This is a genomic window from Kluyvera sichuanensis, from assembly GCF_040930405.1.
GTDB classification, from domain to species: domain Bacteria; phylum Pseudomonadota; class Gammaproteobacteria; order Enterobacterales; family Enterobacteriaceae; genus Kluyvera; species Kluyvera sichuanensis.
The window spans coordinates 3,541,696-3,566,939 of sequence record NZ_CP162271.1; the positions used below are offsets into that span (position 1 = coordinate 3,541,696).

The following is a 25,244-nucleotide window of genomic DNA, read 5'->3' on the forward strand; positions in this document are numbered from 1 at the left end:
TTTTGCTTCAATTTCGCAGGGTAGTTCTGCTCAGTGCGCTGGCATTAGCCGCACCGAGTTACGCTGGTAAATTATCAATCGTTATCGATGACTTTGGTTATCGTCCACAGACGGAAAATCAGGTACTGGCGATGCCATCCACCATTTCCGTCGCCGTGTTACCCAACGCTCCCCACGCGCGTGAAATGGCCACCAAAGCCCATAACAGCGGGCACGAGGTGCTGATTCACCTGCCGATGGCGCCGCTCAGCAAGCAGCCGCTGGAGAAAGACACGCTTCGCCCGGATATGAGCAGCGATGAGATCGAGCGTATTATTCGCGAAGCCGTAGATAAAGTACCGTACGCCGTCGGACTAAATAACCATATGGGCAGTGCGATGACCTCCAGCCTGTTCGGGATGCAGAAGGTGATGCAGGCGCTTAGCCGCTACAACCTCTATTTCCTTGATAGCATGACCATCGGCAACAGCCAGGCCATGCGCGCCGCCAACGGTACCGGCGTGAAGGTGATTAAGCGTCGGGTCTTCCTGGATGATACGCAGAACGAAGCGGATATCCGCGTACAGTTTAATCGGGCTATCGATTTAGCGCGCCGCAACGGTTCGGCTATCGCCATTGGCCACCCGCACCCGACCACCGTCCGCGTACTGCAGCAGATGGTCTACAACCTGCCAGCGGATATCACCCTGGTACGTCCGAGCAGCCTGCTCAACGAGCCGCAGGTGGATACGTCTAAGCCTAACAACAGCCTGCCGCCTCAAAGCCAACCCACCGCACCGCGCAATCCGTTCCGCGGCGTAACGCTCTGCAAGCCGAAGAAACCGCTGGAGCCTGTATACGCCAGCCGTTTCTTCAACGTATTGAGCGAGAGCATCACCCACAGCACGCTGGTGAAATATATGCAGCAGCAGTGGCAGGGGTGGCGGCAGAGCAGTTAGCCTTTCAGACCCAAGGTTAAATGGGCCAGACGACGAGGCGTGAGTGACTTATCGCGCCACTGACCAAAGCGGATGGCCCATAGCATCACCTGATATGCCAGCTTCACGCTGCAAATGTTGCTCACCATCCGTTTAAACATCCCCGAAACATCCACCTCGGCAATCATTCGCTCGCGAATTTTCTGGTCCGGCTCTTTGCGAATGCAGTGGCAGACACGCAGCGCTTCGTAGATAACCTGCTGTTTAAACTCCGGATATATTGGAATGCGCCCGGCATAATCGTGGTTCATCTTGTCGAGCAGGCGGGTAATTTTGATGTAATGACGCTGGTAGTCCAGGTTCTTCAGACCGGTACGCGGCAGACGACTGATGGAAGCGTCGTGGAGAAAATATTTGTACAGCGGCACTTCCGTGTAACGCGCGCGTTTGGCGTTAAACATGAATTCGGTCGTCCAGATTATATCCTGGTGGTGTAGACCCGGAATAAACGAGAGGCCTGCATCTCTGATGGTTTGGTGGCGGTAAACACCCATCCACACCACATGGCGCCAGCGACGGCTCGCGAGCCCTTTACGCAGCCAATCCGGCCCGGTCATAACCTCGGTCGAGCGAATGCGATCGGTAGGAATCGATGCCCAGGTTTTGCCCGTTTCGGCAATACACCAGTCAGCGTTGCACTGCGCCACGTCCAGATTGTCCTTGAGCGCCATATTCATCAGCGTTTCGTACATTTCCGGGTAGGCAATGTCATCACCGTCAACGTAGGCAATGTACTCACCCTTTGCGACTTTCATCCCGGTATTTCGCGCCGCAGAAACGCCACCATTACGCTGATGCAGCAGGTGAACGTACGGATAGCGATCCGCATAAGATTGGGCGAGTTCTGCCGAGTTATCCGTCGAACCATCGTTAACGATGATTATCTCGATATTCTTCCAGGTTTGCGCGATCAGCGAATCCATACAAGCGATAAACGGCTCGCCGGTATTGTACAGCGGCATTATGACGCTCAGGAGACCGGGGGTGTAGGTCATATAAAATCCTGCCAGACAGTGTAATTAACGGCAATATTTAACATATTAGACGGCAAAAAGTCAGAGAAAGTGTTGCACTCTATGCTGTGTCAGGGCAAAAAAAATCCCCGGGTATTCAACGCGAATCAATACCCGGGGACAACTTTCGTGAAAGCGATTAATCCCAGCTCAGAATCACTTTACCCGACTGGCCTGAACGCATAGCGTCGAAGCCTTTCTGGAAATCGTCAATGCCGAAACGGTGGGTAATGATCGGAGACAGGTCCAGACCAGACTGGAGCAACGCCGCCATTTTGTACCAGGTTTCAAACATTTCTCGACCGTAGATACCTTTAATAAACAGCCCTTTAAAGATAACCTTAGTCCAGTCGATAGACATATCTGACGGTGGAATACCCAGCATCGCGATACGCCCGCCGTGGTTCATGGTGTCGAGCATCGAACGGAACGCCGGTGGTGCCCCGGACATCTCCAGACCGACATCGAAGCCTTCTGTCATGCCCAGTTCAGCCATCACGTCGGTGAGGTTTTCTTTGGAGACGTTGACCGCACGGGTGACGCCCATTTTGCGCGCCAGATCCAGGCGGTATTCGTTAACGTCGGTGATCACCACGTTACGCGCGCCCACGTGCTTCGCCACTGCCGCCGCCATCACGCCAATTGGGCCCGCGCCAGAAACCAGCACATCTTCGCCCACCAGGTCGAATGAGAGCGCCGTGTGTACCGCGTTGCCGAACGGGTCGAAAATAGACGCCAGATCGTCAGAGATATTGTCCGGGATTTTGAAGGCGTTAAACGCCGGGATCACCAGATATTCTGCAAAACAGCCCGGGCGGTTCACGCCCACGCCAATGGTGTTGCGGCACAGGTGCGTACGACCGGCGCGGCAGTTACGGCAGTGACCGCAGGTGATATGGCCTTCACCAGAGACGCGGTCGCCGACCTTAAAGCCACGCACTTCCTGACCAATACCCACGACCTCACCAACATACTCGTGGCCCACCACCATCGGCACTGGAATTGTCTTCTGCGACCATTCATCCCAGTTGTAGATATGCACGTCGGTGCCACAAATGGCGGTTTTGCGAATCTTAATCAGCAGGTCGTTATGGCCGAGTTCCGGTTCAGGAACATCGGTCATCCAGATCCCTTCTTCCGCTTTCAGTTTGGATAACGCTTTCATCTCACACCCTTAGGCAATCACGCCCAGTTGTTTCCCGATGCGGGTAAAGGCTTCCACCGCACGTTCAATTTGTTCCGTCGTATGCGCCGCCGACATCTGGGTGCGAATACGCGCCTGGCCTTTCGGTACGACCGGGAAGAAGAAGCCGGTCACGTAGATCCCTTCTTTCTGCAGTTCGCGGGCAAAGTTCTGCGCAATCACGGCATCGCCCAGCATCACCGGGATAATCGCGTGATCGGCCCCTGCCAGCGTGAAACCTGCTGCGGACATTTTCTCGCGGAACAGACGCGCGTTTGCCCACAGGCGATCGCGCAGTTCAGCGCCAGACTCCACCATCTCCAGCACTTTGATAGAGGCGGCGACAATGGCTGGCGCCAGAGAGTTAGAGAACAGATACGGGCGGGAACGCTGACGCAACCACTCCACCACCTCTTTACGGGCAGCGGTATAGCCGCCGGACGCGCCGCCGAGCGCTTTACCCAGCGTACCGGTGATGATGTCTACACGGCCCATCACGTCGCAGTATTCGTGGGAGCCACGGCCGCCCTCGCCAACAAAACCGACGGCGTGGGAGTCATCGACCATCACCAGCGCATCGTATTTGTCTGCCAGATCGCACACCCCTTTCAGGTTGGCAATCACGCCGTCCATGGAGAATACGCCGTCGGTGGCAATCAGCACGTGCCGCGCACCGGCTTCACGGGCTTCTTTCAGACGTTCTTCCAGTTCCTGCATGTCGTTGTTGGCGTAGCGGAAACGTTTCGCTTTGCACAGACGCACGCCGTCGATGATAGAAGCATGGTTCAGCGCATCGGAGATAATGGCATCTTCAGCGCCCAGCAGCGTCTCAAACAGGCCACCATTAGCGTCGAAACAGGAGGAGTACAGAATCGCATCTTCCATACCGAGGAAGCTGGCCAGCTTCTGCTCGAGCACCTTGTGGCTGTCCTGGGTGCCGCAGATAAAACGAACGGAGGCCATACCAAAACCGTGGCTGTCCATACCCGCTTTCGCAGCATTGATCAGTTCAGGATGGTTCGCCAGGCCAAGGTAGTTGTTGGCGCAAAAGTTGATAACGTGGCTGCCGTCGCCCACGGTGATATCCGCCTGCTGGGCAGACGTAATAATGCGCTCTTCTTTAAACAACCCTTCCGCACGTGCGGTTGCCAGATCGTTCGTTAACTGCTTATAAAAATTCCCACGCATTGCAATTCTCCAGACTGGGCAAATTTCAGCACATATTACCCAATGCTATTGGTTTGTTCGAGATGACTCATCATGACTTGTCTAAAATGCAGCATAAATCACGCATACCCACAGAACCTTTAAGGAATGACAGGGCCGGCATCACCAACCGGCTTTACGTGGATGCGTCATCAATGACCTGAGACGTTGATGATGGTGCCAGGGTAAATCCCGCCATGGCAAAAGCCTCACTAACCTTAATGATATAGTTGTCTTCGTAGAATTCCTCAATCGCCTGTTGAATCTGCTCACCGGCAGGCAACGGTTTTCCATCAACGATTTCCTGCAGCAAGGCAACCAATTTTTCCGGCTTATCAGTAGGATATAAATTACCGTTTATCCCTTCGGTGATAATGTCCGCAGGCCCCGTTTCACAATTAGAACTAATGGCATAAACACCGTGAGCGCTGGCTTCAACCAGAACCATAACAAAACCTTCAAAATGAGAGGTTAGCAGCAGGCAGGTGATATTTTTCAGCGTGTTTTGAATATATTCCCACGGTGATTTCTGCCAACCATGCCAGTGAATATTTTCACTAATCCCCAGCGTTTCAGCTAACGCCTTTAAGGTATCAACATCCGGGCCGGTGCCGATAATATCTAAGGACCACGCCCCCTTAACCTCAGCCAGCCCGTTGAAAAGACCCCGTACGTTTTTCTGTCCGTCGGCAACAACCCTACCAACATACACAAACCGGGCAGGCTTCTCAGGGGTAGGGATGCAGATATCACATCGCGCAACGGGATTGTAAATCGTTGCTATAGTACTTTTATCTATTCCCATCTCAATGAGCTGCCGAGTTATCCCCGAGCTAATTGAAAGGTGATAGTCAGCTTTATTAATGTATTTTATTTTTTTCTTGTAGTTATTCTTATAGAAATCAAAAATTGAAAAATGGAACCAGGAAAATATTTTAACCTGCTTGTCCGTATACATTCTTGCAACGTGGCTGATGTAACATGAAAGTGTGTCCAGAGATATGATTACATCAGGCTTTTCCTGAAGGATGATTTTTCGCAAGCCATAAGCAAAACTCAATCTTCTTAGTTTTGTTATCTTTATGTTTGAAGAAAGACGGCAATAACGCTGCCCCACAAGCCAGTTATCGTTAACAGAATTGTTATTATTTTTCTTGAAGAAAACAAAAGAGACATCAATATCAGGATTTTGCATCCGCAGCAGCTTCACCAGATTAAGACATACCGTCTCCATACCGCCGAGACCACTGGTTTCATAACCTGTGATCATTATTTTCATCAGTTGCATATATGATTTTATTCCAAACGGCTATTGTCAGCCCCAACACAGTGCCCTTCCTTACTTATTCATTCGTTGGTGGCCCCGAAAAGGCCGGCACTGCGTCCCTGAACACTCATTGACGCCGTGAATCATACACTACTAGCCCTAAACCATTTCAACTAAGAATGAGTGAAACGATAGCCAGCACAAATGCCACTACACCACATGACGCGACGTACTGCTGAAGCCGACGCCATGTAGTGATATGATTAGAGACATTCGTGTCTGAGATTGTCTCTGACTCCATAATTCGAAGGTTACATTTATGATCATCGTTACCGGCGGCGCGGGCTTTATCGGCAGCAACATCGTTAAGTCACTAAATGAAAAAGGCATCACTGACATTCTGGTGGTGGATAACCTTAAAGATGGCACCAAGTTTGTGAACCTGGTCGACCTGGACATCGCCGACTACATGGATAAAGAAGACTTTCTGATCCAGGTGATGGCCGGTGAAGAGTTCGGTGAAATCGAAGCGGTCTTCCACGAAGGTGCCTGCTCCTCTACCACCGAGTGGGATGGTAAGTACGTGATGGATAACAACTATCAGTACTCCAAAGAGCTGCTGCACTACTGCCTGGAACGTGAAATTCCGTTCCTGTACGCTTCTTCTGCAGCCACCTACGGCGGCCGCACCAGCGACTTCATCGAATCCCGCGAGTTCGAAAAACCGTTGAACGTGTACGGCTACTCCAAATTCCTGTTCGACGAATACGTACGTCGCATCATGCCGGAAGTAGACTCGCCAATCGTCGGCTTCCGCTACTTCAACGTTTACGGCCCGCGTGAAGGTCACAAAGGCAGCATGGCAAGCGTCGCGTTCCACCTGAACACCCAGTTGAACAATGGCGAGAGCCCGAAACTGTTCGAAGGTAGTGACGGCTTCAAGCGTGACTTCGTCTACGTTGGCGACGTTGCGGCAGTAAACCTGTGGTTCTGGGAAAACGGTAAATCCGGCATCTTTAACCTCGGTACCGGTCGTGCAGAATCCTTCCAGGCCGTCGCAGATGCAACCCTGGCGTACCACAAGAAAGGCAGCATCGAATACATTCCGTTCCCGGACAAACTGAAAGGCCGCTACCAGGCGTTCACTCAGGCCGATCTGACCAACCTGCGCGCTGCAGGCTACGATAAGCCATTCAAGACCGTCGCCGAAGGCGTAGCGGAATATATGGCCTGGCTGAACCGCGACGCGTAAGAAGTAAGCATGAAAATACTGGTGGTCGGCCCGTCATGGGTGGGCGACATGATGATGTCGCAAAGTCTCTATCGCACGCTCAAGGCGCGCTATCCCCAGGCGATCATCGACGTGATGGCACCTGCGTGGTGCCGTCCGCTGTTATCGCGGATGCCGGAAGTCAATGACGCGATCGCCATGCCTTTAGGGCACGGCGCGCTGGAAATTGGCGAACGACGCAAGCTCGGTCATAGCCTGCGTGAAAAGCGCTACGATCGTGCGTACGTCCTGCCTAACTCGTTTAAATCGGCGCTGGTGCCGTTCTTTGCGGGTATCCCGCTGCGTACCGGCTGGCGCGGAGAAATGCGCTACGGCCTGTTAAACGACGCGCGGGTGCTGGATAAAGAAGCCTGGCCGCTGATGGTCGAGCGCTACGTCGCGCTGGCTTATGACAAAGGCGTGATGCGCTGCGCCAAAGATCTGCCGCAGCCGCTGCTGTGGCCGCAACTGCAGGTCAACGACGGTGAGAAATCCCTCGCCTGTAACGCGTTCTCACTGTCCAGCGAACGTCCGATGATTGGCTTTTGCCCTGGCGCTGAGTTTGGACCAGCCAAGCGCTGGCCACACTATCACTACGCGACGCTGGCAAAACAGCTCATTGATGAGGGTAACCAGATTGTCCTCTTCGGTTCGGCAAAAGATCACGAAGCCGGCAACGAGATCATCGCTTCACTGAGCGATGAACAAAAGGACTGGTGCCGCAATCTGGCCGGCGAAACCCAACTGGAGCAGGCGGTCATCCTGATTGCCGCCTGCAAGGCTATCGTCACCAATGACTCTGGCCTGATGCATGTTGCCGCCGCGCTTAACCGCCCGCTGGTCGCGCTCTACGGGCCAAGCAGTCCTGACTTTACGCCGCCGCTCTCTAATAAGGCGCGCGTGATTCGTCTTATCACCGGCTATCACAAGGTGCGTAAAGGTGATGCCGCTCAGGGTTATCATCAGAGCCTTATCGATATTACCCCGGCCCGCGTGCTGGAAGAGCTTAATGCACTGCTAGCAAGCGAGGAAGCCTGACGCATGCGGGTTCTGATTGTCAAAACATCCTCCATGGGCGACGTGCTGCACACGCTGCCCGCGTTAACCGATGCCATGCGCGCCCTTCCCGGCATTCGCTTTGATTGGGTGGTTGAAGAAGGCTTCGCGCAGATCCCGTCCTGGCACGAAGCCGTCGATCGCGTCATTCCAGTGGCGATTCGCCGCTGGCGTAAAGCGTGGTTCTCTGCGCCTATCAAAGCTGAGCGTAAAGCGTTTAAAGCAGCGGTTCAGGCCGTTACCTACGACGTGGTCATTGATGCTCAAGGCCTGGTAAAAAGCGCTGCGCTGGTCACTCGCCTCGCCCATGGCGTCAAAAATGGCATGGACTGGCGTACCGCGCGTGAACCGCTGGCAAGCTTGTTCTACAACCGCAAACACCACATCGCTAAAGCGCAACATGCGGTAGAACGGACGCGCGAACTGTTTGCCAAAAGCCTGGGATATGTCAAACCGGAAGCTCAGGGCGATTACGCCATTGCCCAGCATTTCCTGAATGAAGGCAATGCTGATGCTGGGCAGTATGCCGTCTTCCTGCACGCCACCACTCGTGATGACAAGCATTGGCCGGAAGCGAAGTGGCGGGAACTTATTGGGTTATTAGATCACGCAGGAATACGTATTAAGCTCCCCTGGGGGGCACCACATGAGGAGGCCCGCGCCAGACGACTAGCAGAGGGATTTGATTACGTTGACGTTTTACCGCGAATGAGTCTTGGAGATGTCGCCAGGATCTTAGCAGGCGCTAGGTTTGTTATATCCGTTGATACCGGATTAAGCCATTTGACCGCCGCACTGGATCGGCCGAATGTTACGCTATATGGCCCTACAGACCCGGGTTTGATTGGGGGTTACGGAAAGAATCAGGTCACATGTCGTGCCCCGGAAGGGAAGCTGGCTATGCTTGAACCCACTCAGGTTTATTCCCACATAGCATTGCTGTAATTTTTGGTACTCATCATCGCAGATATGTTAAACGTGCATTGATATCATCGCTTGCTGATTTAACCTATCTGCGGATTAATAAAACTATTTTACTGTAGCGTATTTCGCCCACGGTTAAGTGGGATTGCAGCCATTCACTTCCACCAACATAATCCGAGCAGAATTCGTCGGGAATGCCAGTATGAAGATGAAATCATAAGTCTAATAAACGATTTCTTCTTTTTCTTGCGATTTTTTATCTCTTGACGCTCTTTCTCTAACCAGCTCCCGGATAATTCCTCCGGATGATGGACAAAGTTTGCCATGTATATATCAGAAAAATAGCCCTGGCGCATCAGATATGCCCATTCATCTATGATGAAAAAGTTACTTTCAAAACGGGAGGTGAGTTTTTGAGCCATTTCAGCATTCATTAAATAACCACAGGCTCGCAAAACATACCCATGACCAAATATGACCTTACCGAAGGTCTGCCCACCAATTCGCTTAAGTTTAATTAGATTCAGGACAACTTTATTCTTATATCTTAAGCCATCCTGCCCGCCAAGTAGATATAACGCATCCTTATTGAGAACACGTTCATCGACAGTCGATATAAACTCCTTAAAGTCTTTATCGAGTATTGCGTCATCCTCAAGGATGCAGACCCAATCTTGCCCACTCTGCAAAAACTGCTTAAATGCCTTCATATGGCTTAATGAGCAACCAAGTTCGCCATCCGTCGGGTTATGATTTACTCTGTGCTGAAAGTCAGTTAGCGGTATCTTAGACTTTTCTTCGGCAGACAAAGTCTTGCCATAAAGAGCATCAACAAATGAATACTCAACATTTAATTCATTCATTATGTCTGATACGCGTTTCCGTCGGGTATCGTCAAAAGGAAGCGAAATGACCAGCACGTGCATGAGTTCAAACCCTCTAATATAAATTAAGCCAGCACCGTCACCATGAAAGATACATTGACAGTTACTGGCCAGCTGAATAAATTAAATTAACTATTCTATGTAGTTATATAAAATCTATTACTTCATATTTATAGTTTATTTTTTGATGTATGATTGATAATTTTATCAGTCTTTCTTGCATAGGTTGCAAAGAGGCCTGACTCATCACGGATAATTGTATTCATGTCTTTTTCGAAGTATATCTTCAAGAATCTGAAATAGTCTCTTTGCGTTAAACCAATGTTTAACGAGGAGAAGTACAAGCCAATCAGATCCTTATTTCGCCAACGGATAGGCACCGAATTCCTTATCTGAGCCCGGTGTAAATCAATAACCGAGAGTTTAAACGCATTGCCTTCAAAATTGGCCGGTTGATGCAATAAGAAGTGACAGAGATAGCAATCACGGTGATTAACACCTCCCTGATGCATTTTTCTGACCATAACGGCAAGACGTTCAATTAATGCCATTTTAATTTTTCGTGAAGGTGGATTCGCCAGCCAATCTGCGCAATAGTCTTCCAGGCTAACCGCCGGGCTCAGATCCTCAGTGATAATAAATGAGATACGATTAAGTGGATTTAGCCCTTGCTGCCCGAACCCCACACCGTGCATTGTGTCGACACCCAATTCCTGCAGACGGTGGATCGCATTCCATTCTCTATCAGCTCCTAATACAGGCAAGCGTAAAGAGAATAAGTTCTTGATCACTTCCTTCAGTTTAGTTCCCTGGTGCCATTTTAGAAAATAGCTTTTCCCTGCAATCTCAAACCTTATCGTTCTACGCGTTTCGAGTTGTCTAAATGTTTCTCCCTGTAACTTCTGCACTTCAGAAAAAACATTTTTCCCTTTCCACAAGGATAAAAATGGTTCTTTTAACTCAACCATGGGCACCGCCTATAATAATATCAGCTGCTTTCTCAGGTAGACTATAAAGGTCTTGAGTATCAGCAAAGTGTTGGGCATTTTCTTGCCATGCAACTCTTCGCCCTGAGTCAGTTAAAGAAAAACAAACAGCTTCATTCAATAATTTTTGTTCAAATGGTTCATCAATAACAATACCGCAATTAGCATCTTTAATATAATGGGCGTAACCACAAACGGCAGTTGTTATGACAGGCAAACCTGCGGCAATTGCTTCAACCAACACGATCCCTGCGGCTTCCTGGTATGCAGGATGAATCAATAGATCGGCTGCCGCCATTAACTCAGAGACATCATTACGGCCGGGGAAGAATTTGATATTGTCAGCAACGCCACATTCTGTTGCCAGCTTTATATAGCGCTCGGGCTTATCCTGACCAACAACAAACAGAATCGTTTGTTTGCGGACAAGTTCCGGCAAGGAAGCCAATGCCTTGATAGTTCTGTCGACACCCTTACGGGTAAAATCAGATCCGATTTGTATCATCAGATACTGGGAATCACTGATATCATTTTCTTTGCGGAAATTAGCTCTACAGTTTGGCGCCTGAGCGCTGTATTTTCTGTCCGGGTAAATTCCCGGAGGGAGAATATGGAAACGTGTTATCTCAGTATGATAATGTTTCTGAAAATCGGCAATTTGCTTATCCGTAAGCATCAACAGCTGTGTTGATGTCCCCGCAGTAAATGTTGCTTTCTCAAAGGCTGCATAATGCCGGTATCGTGGCGTCAGACGATAGAGAAAACCTTTTTCTTGCGCGACTTTTTCTGCGTAACAAACATCGGCAGCATAATACACATCTAACCCTGGCATTTTATTAAAGCCAACAACCCGTCCTGCTGGATTGCTCTGAAGATGTTTACTTACCCAGCGATGATACTCTGTATTTTTCCCGTTATTGGAGCATGATTTCACAGGAACAATTATTATCTCCAGACTATCTGGAATATCTCCTTGCCATGATTGCGTGTAAACCCGCACATGGTGTCCGCGCGCTGCAACCGTCGACGCAATGCGCAAAAAATCACGCTGCAACCCACCAAAAGGGAAATATTTATACAAACAGAAGGCAATATCCATTTTATATATCCGGATGCTTTATTAATCGATTTTAGGTAACCGTGACTGTATCGCTTTAATCACGTCTTCCGCAGGTATAGCAGATAAATATTTCTTACTTCGATCAAGGTTCTCACGTGCAGGCATGGGTTGGTAATCACCAGCCCAAAATTGCGTCACATCATCCGACCATGGCCGCCAGGCGATATGATCGGTCGCGCCGAATAGACAAATGATGGGAGTTTTAACCGCTGCAGAGATATGCATCGGGGCAGAGTCTACGCCAATGAAAAGTACAGCATGATTAATTAATGCAGCAAGCTCAGGGAATGTTGTTTTACCGGCGATTTCCGTTAAGGGCTTAGTTTCACACCCCCTGGCAATCTCGTCGACACAGGCAAGATCGCTTGCACCAGGCCCAGAAGTCAGTACGACCAGATACCCCAAACGATGTATCGCATCGATCACCTGGGAGAATCTCTCATTCTCCCACGATTTGAATTCTTGTCTCGCCGTTGGCTGTATAACAACATACTTTCTGGTATCAACCTGAGGGAGTTTTTTCCGAACGGATTGCCATACTGGCTCCCCATAAACCATTTTCAGTACCGGGACTGATTCCTTTAGGTTTAATGGCATCAGAACAGACAAATTACGTTCAACCCAATGTTCGCCACTTAGCGGAACGTGATGGGTAAAGCTATCACGCCAGAATTTCTTATTTCTATGAGAAAAATCATGAGTTAATTTTATTGGACAATCCAGGAAGCGACACAGTAAAGCGACTATCCACTGATCGGTAAGGTTAACCACTAAATCATAATGATTGCCGCGCAATACTCTGATCAGCATTAAGAAGTTTTTTGCTTTCTCAAAAGCAGAACTCTTCTTATTTTTTATCCCATACAATGCATGAATGTCAGGGTTTTCAGATAAAATTGGAATAGTATCTTCGTAGAGCAGAACATCAATATCTGCATCAGGATAATTTTTTTTAAGCGTACTGATGACCGGTGTGGTTAGTAACATATCACCGTGAAAGCGCATTTTTATTACCAGGATCTTTTTCACACTATACCCTTTCAGGTTATTGTTAATTTTAAATCACGCTACCGCCCCAGGCTCAACAGCTACCTGTGTACTGCAGATCACACCATCGCATTTTATCGGTTATATTATACCACTATTCACTTGACAATTCGATATCTATGAAAAGTTCTATGCGAAATAGAGAACAAATAAATGGCTTCAATATATAAAGCCATAGATTACATGATGAATATTGAGCCTATGTTCTTAAATATATTACATAGGCTCATTTGATATTAATTCGTTACTTTGACTGGCTCATTTTTGTCATACAGCATCACAATAGCTATACTATATAAAAAGAATACGTTTATGAACATTTGCTCAAATAAGCAATACACCAAAATGTAACCAACCAGAGAGCAAAGTAATGAAATACTGAAAATGTCTTTTTGGGTTCTAGCACGACCATATATATCTTTGAATGTATTGTAAAAGGCCGACACAAATAAAAGCAGCCCAATCACCCCTAAATTATAAAGAACTATTATAAAGAATGGCTCGTCTATATTATAGCCTTTATTTCGTTCAGAATATACGCCTGGATTTTTCGGTGCATTGTGGTCTTCTAAATATTGGTTATATGTTGCATTGCCATACCCAATACCAAAGACGACATTATTGATATTCTTCATTACCAGAGGAAAACGGTCAGTGATGAGTTCATCGCGACTGGAAGTAACGTTTTTCATCTGTAACGTTTGATCAACTTTCCGCTTTACCTGATCCACTGTATTGTAGGTACCGACCAGTAAAGCAGACATTATAATCAGCAGACTGCAGGTAGCTACCATAAATCTCTTAAGCGTTTTACTCACAAGGAATGAGATCATGAAAATCTCTACAACAATCGCTAAGATTCCACCCCGACTCCCGGTATATAACAAAAAGACAAATGCAAGCGCGGAAATGATATACAAGGCTACTTTAAGAAAAGTATTCTTTAATAAAACAGCCCCGGTCAACACAAAAGGAAATAGCATGACGACATAGAATGCGAAACCATAGCGAAGTTGTAGATACAATTCCTGCTGGTTATTTTTTATAATTCTTAAAATTGGTACCACTAAGACAATATAGGAAAGCGTTAGCATCGCCCCAATCACAAAAACCTGTCTCAGCGAGGCCTTATGTTTGCTGAATGCACCAAAAAACAACATCATCACCAACGGGTAACGCCAGTCTTTTATCAATATACCATAGGCATGGAGAAATTTATTTTCATAGGTGAAAAATGCAATACAGAAAACACACCATAACGTGAAGAGAAGCAATGTTTTTCTCTTCTGCATGAGGTCTAAAATATTTTCTTTAATTTCAACACCGCTGACTTTTATATAATAAAAAGATAAAAGCACAGCGATGACAGAGGTTATATTGAGCACCCCTTGATTATCAATTGTAAATAACCCAAAGATCATTAGCACCAAAACTATTTTGCTTAAAATCAAGACGTTATCATTTTGACCAAATCTTACTTGATTCATAAAATTGGAATCTCACCCATTAAAATTTCCTTGTTAATCAATAACAAGCGCTCAAACATACGGTTTATAAGACATATTTTATTATAAAAAAACGTAAAAATCCCCTATTAATTTTGTCTCTTCTTCTCACCGTGCGCCTTCGCTTTCCCCGTAAGAGAAACCAACATAACGCAATGATTAATATATGAAATTTATCATGTGACTATCTCTTTCCTTCCTTTGCAGATTGTTCTATCCTATGCCAACAGAAGAGCGACTTTATCTCACATAAACACCAGTGTGCTCTGAAAAATAAAAGGAATAAATGTGAAAGACAATATAATAAAATATATTAAGAATGCACATATTGAAAATGATGATACAACAAATCCATGTGTCAATATTACCTATGGTGCTGATAGACCTTTTCTCTATGGCACAGGTGTTTCGATTACATCTGTCCTTTTAAATAACCGCGATATTAATTTCCACTTTCATATTTTTACTAATTACCTTGATGAACATCAACTTCATCTTTTTTCCACCCTGACAAAACAATATAATACCCGCATCACATTTTATGTATTAGATGACAATGAACTAAAAAATCTGCCTACTGCATCTAAAGCATGGAACTACTCAATCTATTTTAGACTTATTGCGATCGATTACTTTGCAGATAAATTAACCAATATTATATATCTTGATTCTGATATTATATGTAAAGAGAGTCTTGCTCCCTTACTCAAAGAAGAATTCAATGACAATGTATTAATGGCTGTTCATGACAGGTTTGTCGATACCTCGGCTGTTGCCGGTATTAATCCGGGTCTATATTTCAACTCAGGATTCATGTACTTTAACCTTCCAGCATTAAAAGATATTAATTTGACTTTACAGGTCATTACAAAGGTCAATGAAAATCGTTTTTCACACCCCGATCAGGATGCACTGAATGTCCTCTTCAACGATCGCGTAAAAATTTTGGATCATAAGTTCAATTCATTCTTTAACATCGACACGTTAGCAAAAAAAGGTGGTGATGCCTTCAAAATCACACCACAAACAGTATTCATACACTATGTTGGCGTCACTAAACCCTGGCACGACTGGGCACAATTTTATGCTGAAGTAGAATACTTCAACGTCGCCAGAGAAAACTCACCGTGGAAAGATATTCCATTGTTAGCACCCACTACATATAAACAGCTATCGAGAAAAAGTACGCATTTAAAGCACAATGGTCACGTGCTCAGCGCCTTTATTTTTTATATAAAATATTTAGTGAGAAAGTACCAAGCGAAGAAAAGTCGCTAATAAACCGATGCTCTGCTTGCATAAATGGTGATATTTCCGCCATATTTGATAAGGCGATCGGTTTTTATGCCCATAACCATTCCTTTTTTAGCCTTTCGCTGCTGAGATGACAAAGTGGGGCAACACGACTCAGGCCCCCCTTCTCATGATCCGTACAGTTTCCTCAAAAAATCAGCAAAAATGATGGTAAAGCCATAGTTAAATACATAGAATCCCCAGCACATTCATAAGCCAGCTACTATATATGCTCGAATTGCTTTACACCGCCCTCCTCTACCTTATCCAGCCTCTCATCTGGGTACGGCTTTGGGTGCGCGGACGTAAGGCTCCAGCCTATCGCAAACGCTGGGGTGAACGTTATGGTTTCTATCGCCAGCCGCTTAAACCCGGCGGCATTATGCTGCACTCCGTTTCCGTTGGTGAAACCCTGGCAGCCATCCCACTGGTTCGCGCGCTGCGCCATCGTTATCCTGATTTGCCGATTACGGTGACCACCATGACCCCAACCGGGTCTGAACGCGTTCAGTCGGCCTTTGGCAAAGACGTTCAGCATGTCTATCTACCTTATGATTTACCGGATGCTCTGAACCGCTTCCTCGATAAGATTGACCCTAAGCTGGTGCTTATCATGGAAACCGAACTGTGGCCGAACCTGATTGCCGCACTGCATCGCCGTCATATTCCGCTGGTTATCGCCAACGCCCGCCTTTCCGAGCGTTCTGCCGCTGGTTACGCTAAGCTTGGGTCGTTCGTGCGCACGCTGCTGCAACGTATTACGCTAATTGCGGCGCAGAATGAAGAAGACGGTAAGCGCTTTGTCGCGCTCGGCGCCAAAAATAGTCAGGTGACTATCACTGGCAGCCTGAAGTTTGATATCTCGGTTACGCCTCAACTGGCGGCCAGAGCCATCACGCTGCGCCGCCAATGGGCCCCACATCGTCCGGTATGGATTGCTACCAGCACTCATGATGGCGAAGAGAGCATCATCATTGCCGCGCATAAAGCGCTGCTGCAGCACTACCCCGATCTTCTGTTAATTCTGGTGCCCCGCCATCCTGAGCGTTTCCCGGATGCCATCAACCTCACTCGTCAGGCAGGCCTGAGCTATACTACTCGCTCTTCCGGTGAAGTCCCTTCTGCCACCACCCAGGTAGTGATTGGTGACACGATGGGTGAACTGATGCTGCTGTACGGCATTGCCGATCTGGCGTTTGTCGGCGGTTCACTGGTTGAACGCGGCGGGCACAACCCGCTGGAAGCTGCTGCCCACGCCATTCCGGTGCTGATGGGGCCGCATACTTTCAACTTCAAAGATATCTGTGCTCGTCTGGAGCAGGCCAGCGGCCTTATCACGGTCACCGATGCCGCCAGCCTTGAGAAAGAAGTGGCTTCGCTGTTAGCCGATGAAGACTACCGTAGTTTCTATGGCCGTCATGCCGTTGAGGTTCTTTACCAGAATCAGGGCGCACTGCAGCGTCTGCTACAACTTCTGGAGCCTTACCTACCACCGAAAACGCATTGAGGATGGCTATGCAAAAACGGGCGATTTATCCAGGCACCTTCGATCCTATTACCAACGGTCACCTTGATATCGTGACTCGTGCAGCCTGCATGTTTGACCATGTCATCCTCGCTATTGCCGCCAGCCCCAGTAAAAAACCGATGTTCGAACTGAGCGAGCGCGTGACGCTGGCCCAGCAGGCAACGGCGCACCTTGATAACGTTGAGGTCATGGGTTTTAGCGACCTGATGGCTAACTTTGCGCGGACGCAGCAGGCCAATATTCTGATTCGCGGCCTGCGCGCCGTGGCTGACTTCGAGTATGAAATGCAGCTGGCGCATATGAATCGCCACCTGATGCCAGAGCTGGAAAGCGTCTTCCTGATGCCGTCCAAAGAGTGGTCGTTTATCTCATCTTCGCTGGTGAAAGAGGTGGCACGTCATAATGGCGATGTGACCCACTTCCTGCCGGTAAACGTGCATCAGGCGTTGATGGAGAAGCTGAAGTAGGCTTCGGTGTCGTTCCCGGCGGCGCTTCGCTTGGCCGGGCTACGTGTAGGTGTTATTTCTGGCACTGTTTGCAGTAAAACGTCGCCCGCTGCGCATGCTTGCTCGCCACAATCGGCGTCCCACATATCCGACACGCTTCCCCTTTACGTCCATATACCTGCAATTCCTGAGCAAAATAGCCCGGCTTACCGTCGCTTTGCAGGAAGTCTTTTAGCGTCGTCCCGCCTTGCTCAATCGATCGCGCCAGCACCGCTTTGATCGCGTCAACCAGCCGTTCACCCTCTTCTCTTGAGAGCGAGGACGCCAGCCGATCCGGGTGGATCCGCGCGGCGAATAGTGATTCGCTGGCGTAGATATTCCCCACACCCACGACCAGCTTGTTATCCATCAGCCAGGGTTTGATCGCCGTTTTCTTCTTCGCACACTTCGCCAGTAGATAATCGGCGTTAAATTCCGCGCTGAGCGGCTCTGGGCCAAGATGCGCGAGCACGCTGTGCCCTTCCAGCTCCGTGGTCCATAGCCAGGCGCCAAAGCGACGTGGGTCGGTATAGCGCAGCACTTTGCCGTTACTCATCACCAGGTCGACGTGGTCATGTTTTTCTGCGGGGAGTTCTTCAGACAGGATACGCAGGCTGCCAGACATCCCCAAATGAATGATTATCCAACCATCGGGCAGTTCAAGCAGAAGGTACTTTGCACGCCTCTGAACGCTCAGGACGGGCTTATCGCTCAGGCGGTAGATTTCATCAGAGACAGGCCAGCGCAGGCGACCGTTGCGAATCACAGCGTACTGGATGGTGGCACCGACCAGGTGAGGTTCAATACCCCGGCGGCTGGTTTCAACTTCAGGTAATTCAGGCATAGCGTCTCCGACTCAAATACAGATCTCTCTATTATGGGGACGCCCAGAAAACAAAAAACCCCGCCGAGGCGAGGTTTTTCGTGACATCGAAACTAAAATTATTTGATTTTAGCTTCTTTGTACAGAACGTGCTGACGGACAACTGGATCGAACTTTTTCAGTTCCAGTTTTTCCGGTTTAGTACGTTTGTTCTTCGTGGTGGTATAGAAGTGACCAGTACCAGCAGAAGAAACCAGCTTGATTTTCTCGCGAATACCTTTAGCCATGATTTATTTCCTCTTTAAGTACTTAGTACTTTTCGCCACGGGCACGCAGTTCGGACAGAACTGTATCGATGCCTTTCTTATCAATAACACGCATACCTTTAGCAGATACACGCAGGGTGACAAAACGCTTCTCGCTCTCAACCCAGAAACGGTGAGAGTGCAGGTTCGGCAGGAAACGGCGTTTAGTCGCGTTCAGTGCGTGGGAACGGTTGTTACCGGTCACCGGACGCTTGCCAGTAACTTGGCAGACTCGGGACATGTCTATTCTCCAAAAATCAAATTAGCTCGAGCTTCGTATGGGGTATCGGCGCCTCGTCAGGCTTTACAGCCCGGTCATCGCGTAGTTCTAAGTGAACTCTCGATTGCCAGGCCCAAATGCCAAACCCGAGATTCTCAAAGGTGGCGTAGTATACGCTGACACGAGGATATGCTCAAGTCCCGAACAGACAAAGATCCCGGTGGATCGCGTAATTATCCGCTAAATCCAGCCTCGTTCGGCAAAAGAAACATACTCACCGCGGCCAATAACCAAATGGTCTAGTACACGTACATCCATGAATTGGCAACACTTTACCACTCTTTCGGTGATAAGTCTGTCTGATTTACTCGGTTCGGCATTTCCTGATGGATGATTATGCGCGAGGATCACCGCCGCGGCATTCACTTTGATGGCTTCTCGTACAATTTCACGCGGGTGAACCTCCACATGATTCAACGTTCCGGAAAAAAGTCGACTATGTTTCAGTACCTTGTGCCGGTTATCGAGGAAGATGACCACAAAGATTTCCCTTTCTTCATCGGCCAACTGGCTTTGTAAAAATTCTCGCGCCAGCTCCGGGCTCAACAGGGAATCTTCTTCCAGCACCCGCACGCTGAAGTAGCGACGCGCCAGTTCAGCAATACCTTTGAGCTGAGCATATTTGGCAATTCCCATCCCATCAATCTGGGTCATCTCCTCCTCGCTGGCGGAGAGTAGCCGGTAGAGCGACCCAAAATGCCGAAGCAGGTCGTGAGAATAGCGCATCACGCTTTTTTCACGCGTCCCCGTGCGTAAAAACAGCGCCAGCAATTCGGTATCTGACAGCGTCTCAATGCCATACCGCTGCATCTTTTCCCGCGGCATCATCGCTTCTGCACTCTCCATAACGGCCTCCTTCCGATAGCTGCCGCCATGCTGTCACAACGCGTATCGCGCCGCACGACTGAGATATTGCGCTTGCGTAGCGCCTCGCAAAGTGTCGATGTCACAAGCGCACGACCCCGAAAGGATTGTGATAAAATACGCGGATTCTGGTGTACCCCTAACAGGAAAGAATCATGATGAGCCTGGCCGGTAAAAAAATTGTTCTTGGCGTCAGCGGCGGCATTGCTGCCTACAAAACGCCGGAACTCGTACGTCGCCTGCGCGACCGCGGCGCGGATGTGCGCGTTGCCATGACGGAAGCCGCAAAAGCTTTTATCACCCCGCTGAGTCTGCAAGCCGTTTCCGGCTATCCGGTCTCTGATAGCCTGCTTGATACCGCCGCTGAAGCCGCAATGGGGCACATCGAGCTGGGGAAATGGGCCGATCTTGTTATCCTCGCGCCCGCAACGGCAGACCTGATTGCCCGCGTGACCGCAGGGATGGCAAACGACCTGGTCTCGACTATCTGTCTCGCCACACCATCTCCCGTTGCCGTGGTGCCTGCCATGAACCAGCAGATGTACCGCGCTGCCGCCACTCAGCATAATCTTGAGGTATTAGCCTCGCGGAATATGCTCATCTGGGGCCCGGACAGCGGCAGTCAGGCCTGCGGTGATGTCGGCCCGGGGCGCATGCTTGACCCGCTAACCATCGTCGATATGGCGGCCGCCCACTTTTCGCCCGTCAAAGATTTGCAACATCTGAACATCATGATTACCGCTGGCCCCACTCGTGAGCCGCTGGATCCCGTACGCTACATCACCAACCATAGCTCCGGAAAAATGGGCTTTGCGATTGCCGAAGCGGCTGCACAGCGCGGCGCCAACGTTACGCTGGTCAGCGGCCCGGTATCGCTGCCAACGCCCGCCTTCGTGCAGCGCGTTGATGTGACGACCGCTGAGGAGATGAATGCGGCCGTTCAGGCTGGCGTCGCCGGGCAACATATTTTCATCGGCTGTGCCGCCGTCGCGGACTATCGCGCTGCCGTGATTGCCGACGAAAAAATTAAGAAGCAGGACACTCAGGGTGATGAATTTACAATAAAAATGGTAAAAAACCCTGATATCGTCGCCGGTGTTGCCGCACGAAAAACAGCGCGACCTTACGTCGTAGGATTTGCTGCCGAAACGAATAATGTGGAAGAATATGCGCGGCAAAAGCGTAGCCGCAAGAACCTTGATCTGATTTGTGCTAACGACGTTTCGCAATCAAATCAAGGCTTTAATAGCGACAACAATGCATTACATCTTTTCTGGCAGGACGGCGAGAAGCGCTTACCACTCGCCAGTAAGTCACTCCTGGGCCAACTATTATTGGACGAGATCGTTACCCGTTATGATGAAAAAAATCGACGTTAAGATTCTGGACTCGCGTATTGGTCAGCAGTTCCCGCTGCCGACCTATGCCACTGCTGGCTCAGCAGGCCTTGACCTGCGCGCCTGTCTTGATGACGCCGTAGAGCTGGCGCCGGGCGAGACCACTTTACTGCCAACCGGTCTGGCGATTCACATTGCCGACCCTTCTCTGGCCGCAGTGATGCTGCCGCGCTCTGGCCTGGGTCACAAGCACGGTATCGTGCTGGGCAACCTGGTTGGGCTGATTGACTCCGACTACCAGGGTCAGCTGATGGTTTCCATCTGGAACCGTGGGCAAACGACCTTCACCATTGAGCCGGGCGAACGCGTTGCGCAAATGGTGTTTGTTCCTGTCGTACAGGCCGAGTTTAATCTGGTCGAATCGTTTGAAGCCACCGATCGTGGCGAAGGTGGTTTTGGCCACTCCGGGCGTCAATAACACGCTCTAAGGCGCATCCGTCCAGCGCGGTGCGCCCGTTTTTACGTATCTCACGGTGTCATAATGCGAATACATCACTGCAAATTATGATTGCGGTCGCCGTGTGGATGCTCGCCTGACAATTGTTTTATTTTCAGGGGTATTTTAGAACATGGCAGAAAAGCAAACTGCGAAAAGGAATCGTCGCGAGGAAATACTTCAATCCCTGGCGTTGATGCTTGAATCCAGCGACGGTAGCCAACGTATCACCACGGCCAAACTGGCCGCCTCCGTTGGTGTTTCCGAAGCAGCGCTGTACCGGCATTTTCCTAGCAAGACCCGCATGTTCGATAGCCTCATCGAGTTTATCGAAGATAGCCTGATTACCCGTATCAACCTGATCCTCAAAGACGAGAAGGACACCACTGCGCGTTTACGCCTGATTGTGCTGCTTATTCTTGGTTTTGGCGAACGCAATCCAGGGCTGACCCGTATCCTGACCGGCCATGCGCTCATGTTTGAGCAGGATCGCCTACAGGGACGTATCAACCAGCTGTTTGAACGTATTGAAGCTCAGTTGCGCCAGGTGCTGCGCGAGCGGAAAATGCGGGAAGGTGAAGGCTACGAAACGGATGAAACGCTGCTGGCAAGTCAGCTGCTCGCCTTCTGTGAGGGCATGCTGTCGCGCTTTGTACGCAGCGAATTCAAATACCGACCAACGGACGATTTTGATGCCCGTTGGCCGCTGATCGTTGCGCAACTGCAGTAACACGTTCAAATAACCCGGCATCCGCCGGGCTATTTTTTTATACGCCGTATGCCTCGCGATAAGCGCGTACCGACGCCAGATGTTCAGCCATCTCTGGTTTTTCTTCCAGATAAGCAATCAAGTCTTTCAGCGTGATGATCGAGATAACCTCACAGCCATAGTCACGTTCAACTTCCTGGATCGCGGAAATTTCACCGCGTCCACGCTCCTGACGATCTAAAGAGATCAGCACGCCGGCAAGCTTCGCACCGTTGGCCTGGATAATCTCCATCGATTCACGGATCGCGGTACCCGCAGTGATCACATCGTCTACCAGCATCACGCGTCCGGTCAGCGCGCTCCCCACCAGATTGCCGCCTTCTCCGTGGTCTTTCGCTTCTTTGCGGTTAAAGCAGTACGGATAATCACGGTCGTGATGCTCCGCCAGCGCAACTGCCGTAGTTGTGGCAATCGGGATACCTTTGTAGGCAGGGCCAAACAACAGATCGAACTCAATACCGGAATCCACCAGCGCTTCGGCATAAAAACGGCCTAACAGTGCCAGATCGCGCCCGGTATTAAACAGCCCGGCGTTGAAGAAATAGGGGCTCTTGCGCCCGGATTTCAGCGTAAATTCGCCAAACTTAAGTACCTGCTTGTTAAGCGCAAACTCAATAAACTGGCGCTGATACGGTTTCATGGATTCGCTCCTCATCTCACTTTATTACGGACAAAAAAAAGGGCGACCACGTCGCCCTTAACATCAATTTTCTAACGCCGCTTTCTGCGTCGTGATAATAGATTCGATTCCCCCTCGGGCTAACGCCAGTAGGGTGAGTAATTCTTCGTGGCTGAACGGCTCGCCCTCGGCGGTCCCCTGAACTTCAATGATGCGTCCATCTTCGGTCATCACCACGTTCATATCGGTTTCTGCCGCTGAATCTTCAACGTATTCCAGGTCGCACAGCGCTTCGCCGTTCACGATACCTACGGAAACCGCCGCTACCATCCCTTTCATTGGGTTGGTTTTCAGCTTACCCGCGGCAACCAGTTTGCCCAGCGCATCAGCCAGCGCCACGCAGGCACCGGTAATGGACGCCGTTCGCGTGCCGCCATCGGCCTGGATAACGTCGCAGTCCAGCGTGATGGTGAATTCACCCAGCGCCTTCAGATCTACCGCCGCGCGCAGCGCACGAGCAATCAGACGCTGAATTTCCATGGTACGACCGCCCTGCTTGCCTTTAGCCGCTTCACGCGCATTACGCGTGTGGGTCGCACGTGGCAGCATGCCGTACTCAGCGGTGATCCAACCCTGGCCCTGACCTTTCAGGAAACGTGGTACGCCTTCATCGATAGAAGCAGTACACAGCACTTTGGTATCACCAAATTCGACCAGCACGGAGCCTTCAGCGTGTTTTGTATAATTACGGGTCAGGGTGACGGGACGCACCTGGTTAGCACTACGGCCTGCTGGACGCATGATAGATATCTCCGGCTTGAAACGAATGTGGCGCGCATTATACACAAAATCATTCAAGCTGTATCAAGGCGGCAAGGGCGCTCATCTCAGGAGCGTACTCAACAGAGACAGCCTGAAGGACAAAGCGTATACGGATTAACGGCGCTTATTTCTATCCTCATAAGCTACCGGAGGCTATAATCCCCCCATCTCTCCTTTAAAAACAGGAACGTCTATGATCCGCAGCATGACCGCCTATGCCCGCCGTGAAATCAAGGGCAGTTGGGGCAGCGCCGCTTGGGAACTGCGCTCTGTTAACCAGCGTTATCTCGAAACCTATTTCCGTCTGCCAGAGCAGTTCCGCAGTCTTGAACCCGTTGTCCGTGAACGTCTGCGTACCCGCTTAACGCGAGGTAAAGTTGAGTGCACCCTGCGTTTTGAGCCAGATGCCAGCGCGCAAGGCGAACTAATCCTCAATGAAAAACTGGCAAAACAACTGGTTAGCGCCGCAAACTGGGTAAAAATGCAGAGCGATGAAGGGGAAGTTAACCCTGTCGACATTCTGCGCTGGCCTGGCGTAATGGCCGCACAGGAGCAGGATCTGGACGCTATCGCCGCCGAGATCCTCAATGCGCTGGACGGTACGCTGGACGACTTCATCGTGGCTCGTGAAACCGAAGGTCAGGCGCTGAAAGCCCTGATTGAGCAGCGTCTGGAAGGCGTCAGCGGCGAAGTGACTAAAGTCCGCGCCCATATGCCGGAAATCCTGCAGTGGCAGCGCGACCGTCTGGTTGCCAAACTGGAAGACGCGGAAGTTCAGCTTGAAAATAACCGTCTGGAGCAGGAACTGGTGCTGATGGCCCAGCGTATCGACGTTGCCGAAGAGCTGGATCGCCTCGAAGCGCACGTGAAAGAGACCTATAACATCCTGAAGAAAAAAGAGGCGGTTGGCCGCCGTCTGGACTTCATGATGCAAGAGTTCAACCGCGAGTCGAACACCCTGGCGTCAAAGTCGATCAATGCGGACGTGACCAATTCAGCTATCGAATTGAAAGTGCTGATCGAACAAATGCGCGAGCAGATTCAAAACATCGAATAATTAGAATCAGTTACTTTAAATTGACGCCCGCCATTGTGCGGGCATTTTTAATTCAGGTAGTTTCTTTTTCCCCAAGTAAATTGCATTATTACTCACCCTTATATAAAGGGTGATTATGGAATGAGTCG

Annotated in this window: 26 protein-coding genes; 11 read left to right on the forward strand and 15 right to left on the reverse strand. The window is 49.6% G+C overall.

The genetic code is table 11. The features are described 5' to 3' along the window. The first annotated feature begins 2 nt into the window (after positions 1-2). On the forward strand, positions 3-938 hold the full coding sequence (locus tag AB2B48_RS17055) for a divergent polysaccharide deacetylase family protein (RefSeq protein ID WP_220440700.1): 936 nt from the start codon (positions 3-5) through the stop codon (positions 936-938). Here the strand turns inward: AB2B48_RS17055 and AB2B48_RS17060 are convergent. From AB2B48_RS17060 to AB2B48_RS17075, 4 genes are all read right to left on the reverse strand, one after another. Continuing rightward, the gene (locus tag AB2B48_RS17060; protein ID WP_368299681.1) at positions 935-1,972 is read right to left on the reverse strand and encodes a glycosyltransferase; all 1,038 of its coding nucleotides are present in this window, start codon (positions 1,970-1,972) and stop codon (positions 935-937) included. The genes AB2B48_RS17055 and AB2B48_RS17060 overlap by 4 nt on opposite strands. 157 nt (positions 1,973-2,129) lie before the next feature. Continuing rightward, positions 2,130-3,155, reverse strand: a complete 1,026-nt coding sequence (gene tdh / locus AB2B48_RS17065) for an L-threonine 3-dehydrogenase (protein WP_185667475.1) — start codon at positions 3,153-3,155, stop codon at positions 2,130-2,132. A gap of 9 nt (positions 3,156-3,164) precedes the next feature. Further along, positions 3,165-4,361, reverse strand: a complete 1,197-nt coding sequence (gene kbl / locus AB2B48_RS17070; RefSeq protein ID WP_220440702.1) for a glycine C-acetyltransferase — start codon at positions 4,359-4,361, stop codon at positions 3,165-3,167. A 154-nt stretch (positions 4,362-4,515) separates the two neighbouring features. Beyond that, the gene (locus AB2B48_RS17075; protein WP_368299682.1) at positions 4,516-5,667 is read right to left on the reverse strand and encodes a glycosyltransferase; all 1,152 of its coding nucleotides are present in this window, start codon (positions 5,665-5,667) and stop codon (positions 4,516-4,518) included. Positions 5,668-5,965: 298 nt separating this feature from the next. On the opposite strand from AB2B48_RS17075, the gene rfaD reads away from it, so the two are divergent. From rfaD to rfaC, 3 genes are read left to right on the forward strand one after another with little or no spacing between them, the layout of a single operon-like run. Further along, positions 5,966-6,898, forward strand: coding sequence for an ADP-glyceromanno-heptose 6-epimerase (gene rfaD, locus AB2B48_RS17080; RefSeq protein ID WP_220440704.1), 933 nt, complete (start codon positions 5,966-5,968; stop codon positions 6,896-6,898). Positions 6,899-6,907: 9 nt separating this feature from the next. Next, positions 6,908-7,954 (forward strand): ADP-heptose--LPS heptosyltransferase RfaF, encoded by a 1,047-nt coding sequence (rfaF, locus tag AB2B48_RS17085; protein WP_368299683.1) that lies wholly within the window; start codon positions 6,908-6,910, stop codon positions 7,952-7,954. A 3-nt stretch (positions 7,955-7,957) separates the two neighbouring features. Continuing rightward, positions 7,958-8,917, forward strand: a complete 960-nt coding sequence (rfaC, locus tag AB2B48_RS17090) for a lipopolysaccharide heptosyltransferase RfaC (protein WP_368299684.1) — start codon at positions 7,958-7,960, stop codon at positions 8,915-8,917. Positions 8,918-9,051: 134 nt separating this feature from the next. Here rfaC and AB2B48_RS17095 read toward each other — a convergent pair whose 3' ends face one another. The 5 genes from AB2B48_RS17095 to AB2B48_RS17115 form a co-directional block, all read right to left on the reverse strand. After that, the gene (locus AB2B48_RS17095; RefSeq protein WP_368299685.1) at positions 9,052-9,822 is read right to left on the reverse strand and encodes a glycosyltransferase family 25 protein; all 771 of its coding nucleotides are present in this window, start codon (positions 9,820-9,822) and stop codon (positions 9,052-9,054) included. A gap of 128 nt (positions 9,823-9,950) precedes the next feature. Further along, a complete protein-coding gene (gene rfaP / locus AB2B48_RS17100) occupies positions 9,951-10,748 on the reverse strand; it encodes a lipopolysaccharide core heptose(I) kinase RfaP (protein ID WP_185667481.1) in 798 nt (265 codons plus the stop codon). After that, a complete protein-coding gene (locus AB2B48_RS17105; protein WP_368299686.1) occupies positions 10,741-11,865 on the reverse strand; it encodes a glycosyltransferase family 4 protein in 1,125 nt (374 codons plus the stop codon). The genes rfaP and AB2B48_RS17105 overlap by 8 nt, the downstream gene beginning before the upstream one ends. A 21-nt stretch (positions 11,866-11,886) precedes the next feature. Next, positions 11,887-12,891: a lipopolysaccharide core heptosyltransferase RfaQ gene (rfaQ, locus tag AB2B48_RS17110; RefSeq protein WP_368301974.1), complete on the reverse strand. Its 1,005-nt coding sequence runs from the start codon at positions 12,889-12,891 to the stop codon at positions 11,887-11,889. Positions 12,892-13,169: 278 nt separating this feature from the next. After that, entirely contained in the window at positions 13,170-14,420 is a 1,251-nt protein-coding gene (locus AB2B48_RS17115; RefSeq protein ID WP_368299687.1) for an O-antigen ligase family protein, read from the reverse strand. Positions 14,421-14,726: 306 nt separating this feature from the next. Between AB2B48_RS17115 and AB2B48_RS17120 the strand changes: the two genes are divergently transcribed. The 3 genes from AB2B48_RS17120 (at position 14,727) to coaD (ending at position 17,726) form a co-directional block, all read left to right on the forward strand. Continuing rightward, on the forward strand, positions 14,727-15,716 hold the full coding sequence (locus AB2B48_RS17120) for a glycosyltransferase (protein WP_368299688.1): 990 nt from the start codon (positions 14,727-14,729) through the stop codon (positions 15,714-15,716). Between the two features lie 244 nt (positions 15,717-15,960). Further along, a complete protein-coding gene (gene waaA, locus AB2B48_RS17125; RefSeq protein ID WP_185667486.1) occupies positions 15,961-17,238 on the forward strand; it encodes a lipid IV(A) 3-deoxy-D-manno-octulosonic acid transferase in 1,278 nt (425 codons plus the stop codon). Between the two features lie 8 nt (positions 17,239-17,246). Next, positions 17,247-17,726, forward strand: a complete 480-nt coding sequence (coaD, locus tag AB2B48_RS17130; protein ID WP_368299689.1) for a pantetheine-phosphate adenylyltransferase — start codon at positions 17,247-17,249, stop codon at positions 17,724-17,726. A 52-nt stretch (positions 17,727-17,778) separates the two neighbouring features. Here coaD and mutM read toward each other — a convergent pair whose 3' ends face one another. From mutM to radC, 4 genes are all read right to left on the reverse strand, one after another. Beyond that, positions 17,779-18,588 (reverse strand): bifunctional DNA-formamidopyrimidine glycosylase/DNA-(apurinic or apyrimidinic site) lyase, encoded by an 810-nt coding sequence (gene mutM, locus AB2B48_RS17135; protein WP_368299690.1) that lies wholly within the window; start codon positions 18,586-18,588, stop codon positions 17,779-17,781. Between the two features lie 98 nt (positions 18,589-18,686). Further along, on the reverse strand, positions 18,687-18,854 hold the full coding sequence (rpmG, locus tag AB2B48_RS17140; protein WP_003024094.1) for a 50S ribosomal protein L33: 168 nt from the start codon (positions 18,852-18,854) through the stop codon (positions 18,687-18,689). 22 nt (positions 18,855-18,876) lie between these two features. Continuing rightward, positions 18,877-19,113: a 50S ribosomal protein L28 gene (gene rpmB, locus AB2B48_RS17145; protein WP_002436699.1), complete on the reverse strand. Its 237-nt coding sequence runs from the start codon at positions 19,111-19,113 to the stop codon at positions 18,877-18,879. 219 nt (positions 19,114-19,332) lie between these two features. Continuing rightward, on the reverse strand, positions 19,333-19,998 hold the full coding sequence (gene radC, locus AB2B48_RS17150) for a RadC family protein (RefSeq protein ID WP_185667489.1): 666 nt from the start codon (positions 19,996-19,998) through the stop codon (positions 19,333-19,335). Between the two features lie 176 nt (positions 19,999-20,174). Between radC and coaBC the strand changes: the two genes are divergently transcribed. The 3 genes from coaBC to slmA all read left to right on the forward strand — a co-directional run bounded on the left by coaBC (position 20,175) and on the right by slmA (position 22,579). Continuing rightward, positions 20,175-21,395 (forward strand): bifunctional phosphopantothenoylcysteine decarboxylase/phosphopantothenate--cysteine ligase CoaBC, encoded by a 1,221-nt coding sequence (gene coaBC, locus AB2B48_RS17155; protein WP_368301975.1) that lies wholly within the window; start codon positions 20,175-20,177, stop codon positions 21,393-21,395. Beyond that, positions 21,373-21,831, forward strand: coding sequence for a dUTP diphosphatase (gene dut, locus AB2B48_RS17160; protein WP_035895829.1), 459 nt, complete (start codon positions 21,373-21,375; stop codon positions 21,829-21,831). The genes coaBC and dut overlap by 23 nt, the downstream gene beginning before the upstream one ends. 151 nt (positions 21,832-21,982) lie before the next feature. Then, a complete protein-coding gene (slmA, locus tag AB2B48_RS17165; protein ID WP_064540962.1) occupies positions 21,983-22,579 on the forward strand; it encodes a nucleoid occlusion factor SlmA in 597 nt (198 codons plus the stop codon). Positions 22,580-22,616: 37 nt separating this feature from the next. Here the strand turns inward: slmA and pyrE are convergent, their stop codons facing one another. Both pyrE and rph read right to left on the reverse strand, forming a co-directional pair. Next, entirely contained in the window at positions 22,617-23,258 is a 642-nt protein-coding gene (gene pyrE / locus AB2B48_RS17170; protein WP_185667491.1) for an orotate phosphoribosyltransferase, read from the reverse strand. 63 nt (positions 23,259-23,321) lie between these two features. Beyond that, positions 23,322-24,038 carry a ribonuclease PH gene (rph, locus tag AB2B48_RS17175; RefSeq protein ID WP_123651034.1) on the reverse strand — a complete coding sequence of 239 codons (717 nt, stop codon included), beginning with the start codon at positions 24,036-24,038 and terminating at the stop codon, positions 23,322-23,324. Between the two features lie 214 nt (positions 24,039-24,252). Between rph and AB2B48_RS17180 the strand changes: the two genes are divergently transcribed. Next, entirely contained in the window at positions 24,253-25,116 is an 864-nt protein-coding gene (locus tag AB2B48_RS17180; RefSeq protein ID WP_185667492.1) for a YicC/YloC family endoribonuclease, read from the forward strand. The last annotated feature ends 128 nt before the right edge of the window (positions 25,117-25,244 follow it).

Coding starts and splice junctions, on each gene's coding strand:
- AB2B48_RS17060 (WP_368299681.1), bottom strand. CDS start 1,972: ATGACCTACACCCCCGGTCTCCTGAGCGTCATAATGCCGCTGTACAAT.
- tdh (WP_185667475.1), bottom strand. CDS start 3,155: ATGAAAGCGTTATCCAAACTGAAAGCGGAAGAAGGGATCTGGATGACC.
- kbl (WP_220440702.1), bottom strand. CDS start 4,361: ATGCGTGGGAATTTTTATAAGCAGTTAACGAACGATCTGGCAACCGCA.
- AB2B48_RS17075 (WP_368299682.1), bottom strand. CDS start 5,667: ATGCAACTGATGAAAATAATGATCACAGGTTATGAAACCAGTGGTCTC.
- rfaD (WP_220440704.1), top strand. CDS start 5,966: ATGATCATCGTTACCGGCGGCGCGGGCTTTATCGGCAGCAACATCGTT.
- rfaF (WP_368299683.1), top strand. CDS start 6,908: ATGAAAATACTGGTGGTCGGCCCGTCATGGGTGGGCGACATGATGATG.
- rfaC (WP_368299684.1), top strand. CDS start 7,958: ATGCGGGTTCTGATTGTCAAAACATCCTCCATGGGCGACGTGCTGCAC.
- AB2B48_RS17095 (WP_368299685.1), bottom strand. CDS start 9,822: ATGCACGTGCTGGTCATTTCGCTTCCTTTTGACGATACCCGACGGAAA.
- rfaP (WP_185667481.1), bottom strand. CDS start 10,748: ATGGTTGAGTTAAAAGAACCATTTTTATCCTTGTGGAAAGGGAAAAAT.
- AB2B48_RS17105 (WP_368299686.1), bottom strand. CDS start 11,865: ATGGATATTGCCTTCTGTTTGTATAAATATTTCCCTTTTGGTGGGTTG.
- rfaQ (WP_368301974.1), bottom strand. CDS start 12,891: ATGCGCTTTCACGGTGATATGTTACTAACCACACCGGTCATCAGTACG.
- AB2B48_RS17115 (WP_368299687.1), bottom strand. CDS start 14,420: ATGAATCAAGTAAGATTTGGTCAAAATGATAACGTCTTGATTTTAAGC.
- waaA (WP_185667486.1), top strand. CDS start 15,961: ATGCTCGAATTGCTTTACACCGCCCTCCTCTACCTTATCCAGCCTCTC.
- coaD (WP_368299689.1), top strand. CDS start 17,247: ATGCAAAAACGGGCGATTTATCCAGGCACCTTCGATCCTATTACCAAC.
- mutM (WP_368299690.1), bottom strand. CDS start 18,588: ATGCCTGAATTACCTGAAGTTGAAACCAGCCGCCGGGGTATTGAACCT.
- rpmG (WP_003024094.1), bottom strand. CDS start 18,854: ATGGCTAAAGGTATTCGCGAGAAAATCAAGCTGGTTTCTTCTGCTGGT.
- rpmB (WP_002436699.1), bottom strand. CDS start 19,113: ATGTCCCGAGTCTGCCAAGTTACTGGCAAGCGTCCGGTGACCGGTAAC.
- radC (WP_185667489.1), bottom strand. CDS start 19,998: ATGGAGAGTGCAGAAGCGATGATGCCGCGGGAAAAGATGCAGCGGTAT.
- coaBC (WP_368301975.1), top strand. CDS start 20,175: ATGAGCCTGGCCGGTAAAAAAATTGTTCTTGGCGTCAGCGGCGGCATT.
- dut (WP_035895829.1), top strand. CDS start 21,373: ATGATGAAAAAAATCGACGTTAAGATTCTGGACTCGCGTATTGGTCAG.
- slmA (WP_064540962.1), top strand. CDS start 21,983: ATGGCAGAAAAGCAAACTGCGAAAAGGAATCGTCGCGAGGAAATACTT.
- pyrE (WP_185667491.1), bottom strand. CDS start 23,258: ATGAAACCGTATCAGCGCCAGTTTATTGAGTTTGCGCTTAACAAGCAG.
- rph (WP_123651034.1), bottom strand. CDS start 24,038: ATGCGTCCAGCAGGCCGTAGTGCTAACCAGGTGCGTCCCGTCACCCTG.
- AB2B48_RS17180 (WP_185667492.1), top strand. CDS start 24,253: ATGATCCGCAGCATGACCGCCTATGCCCGCCGTGAAATCAAGGGCAGT.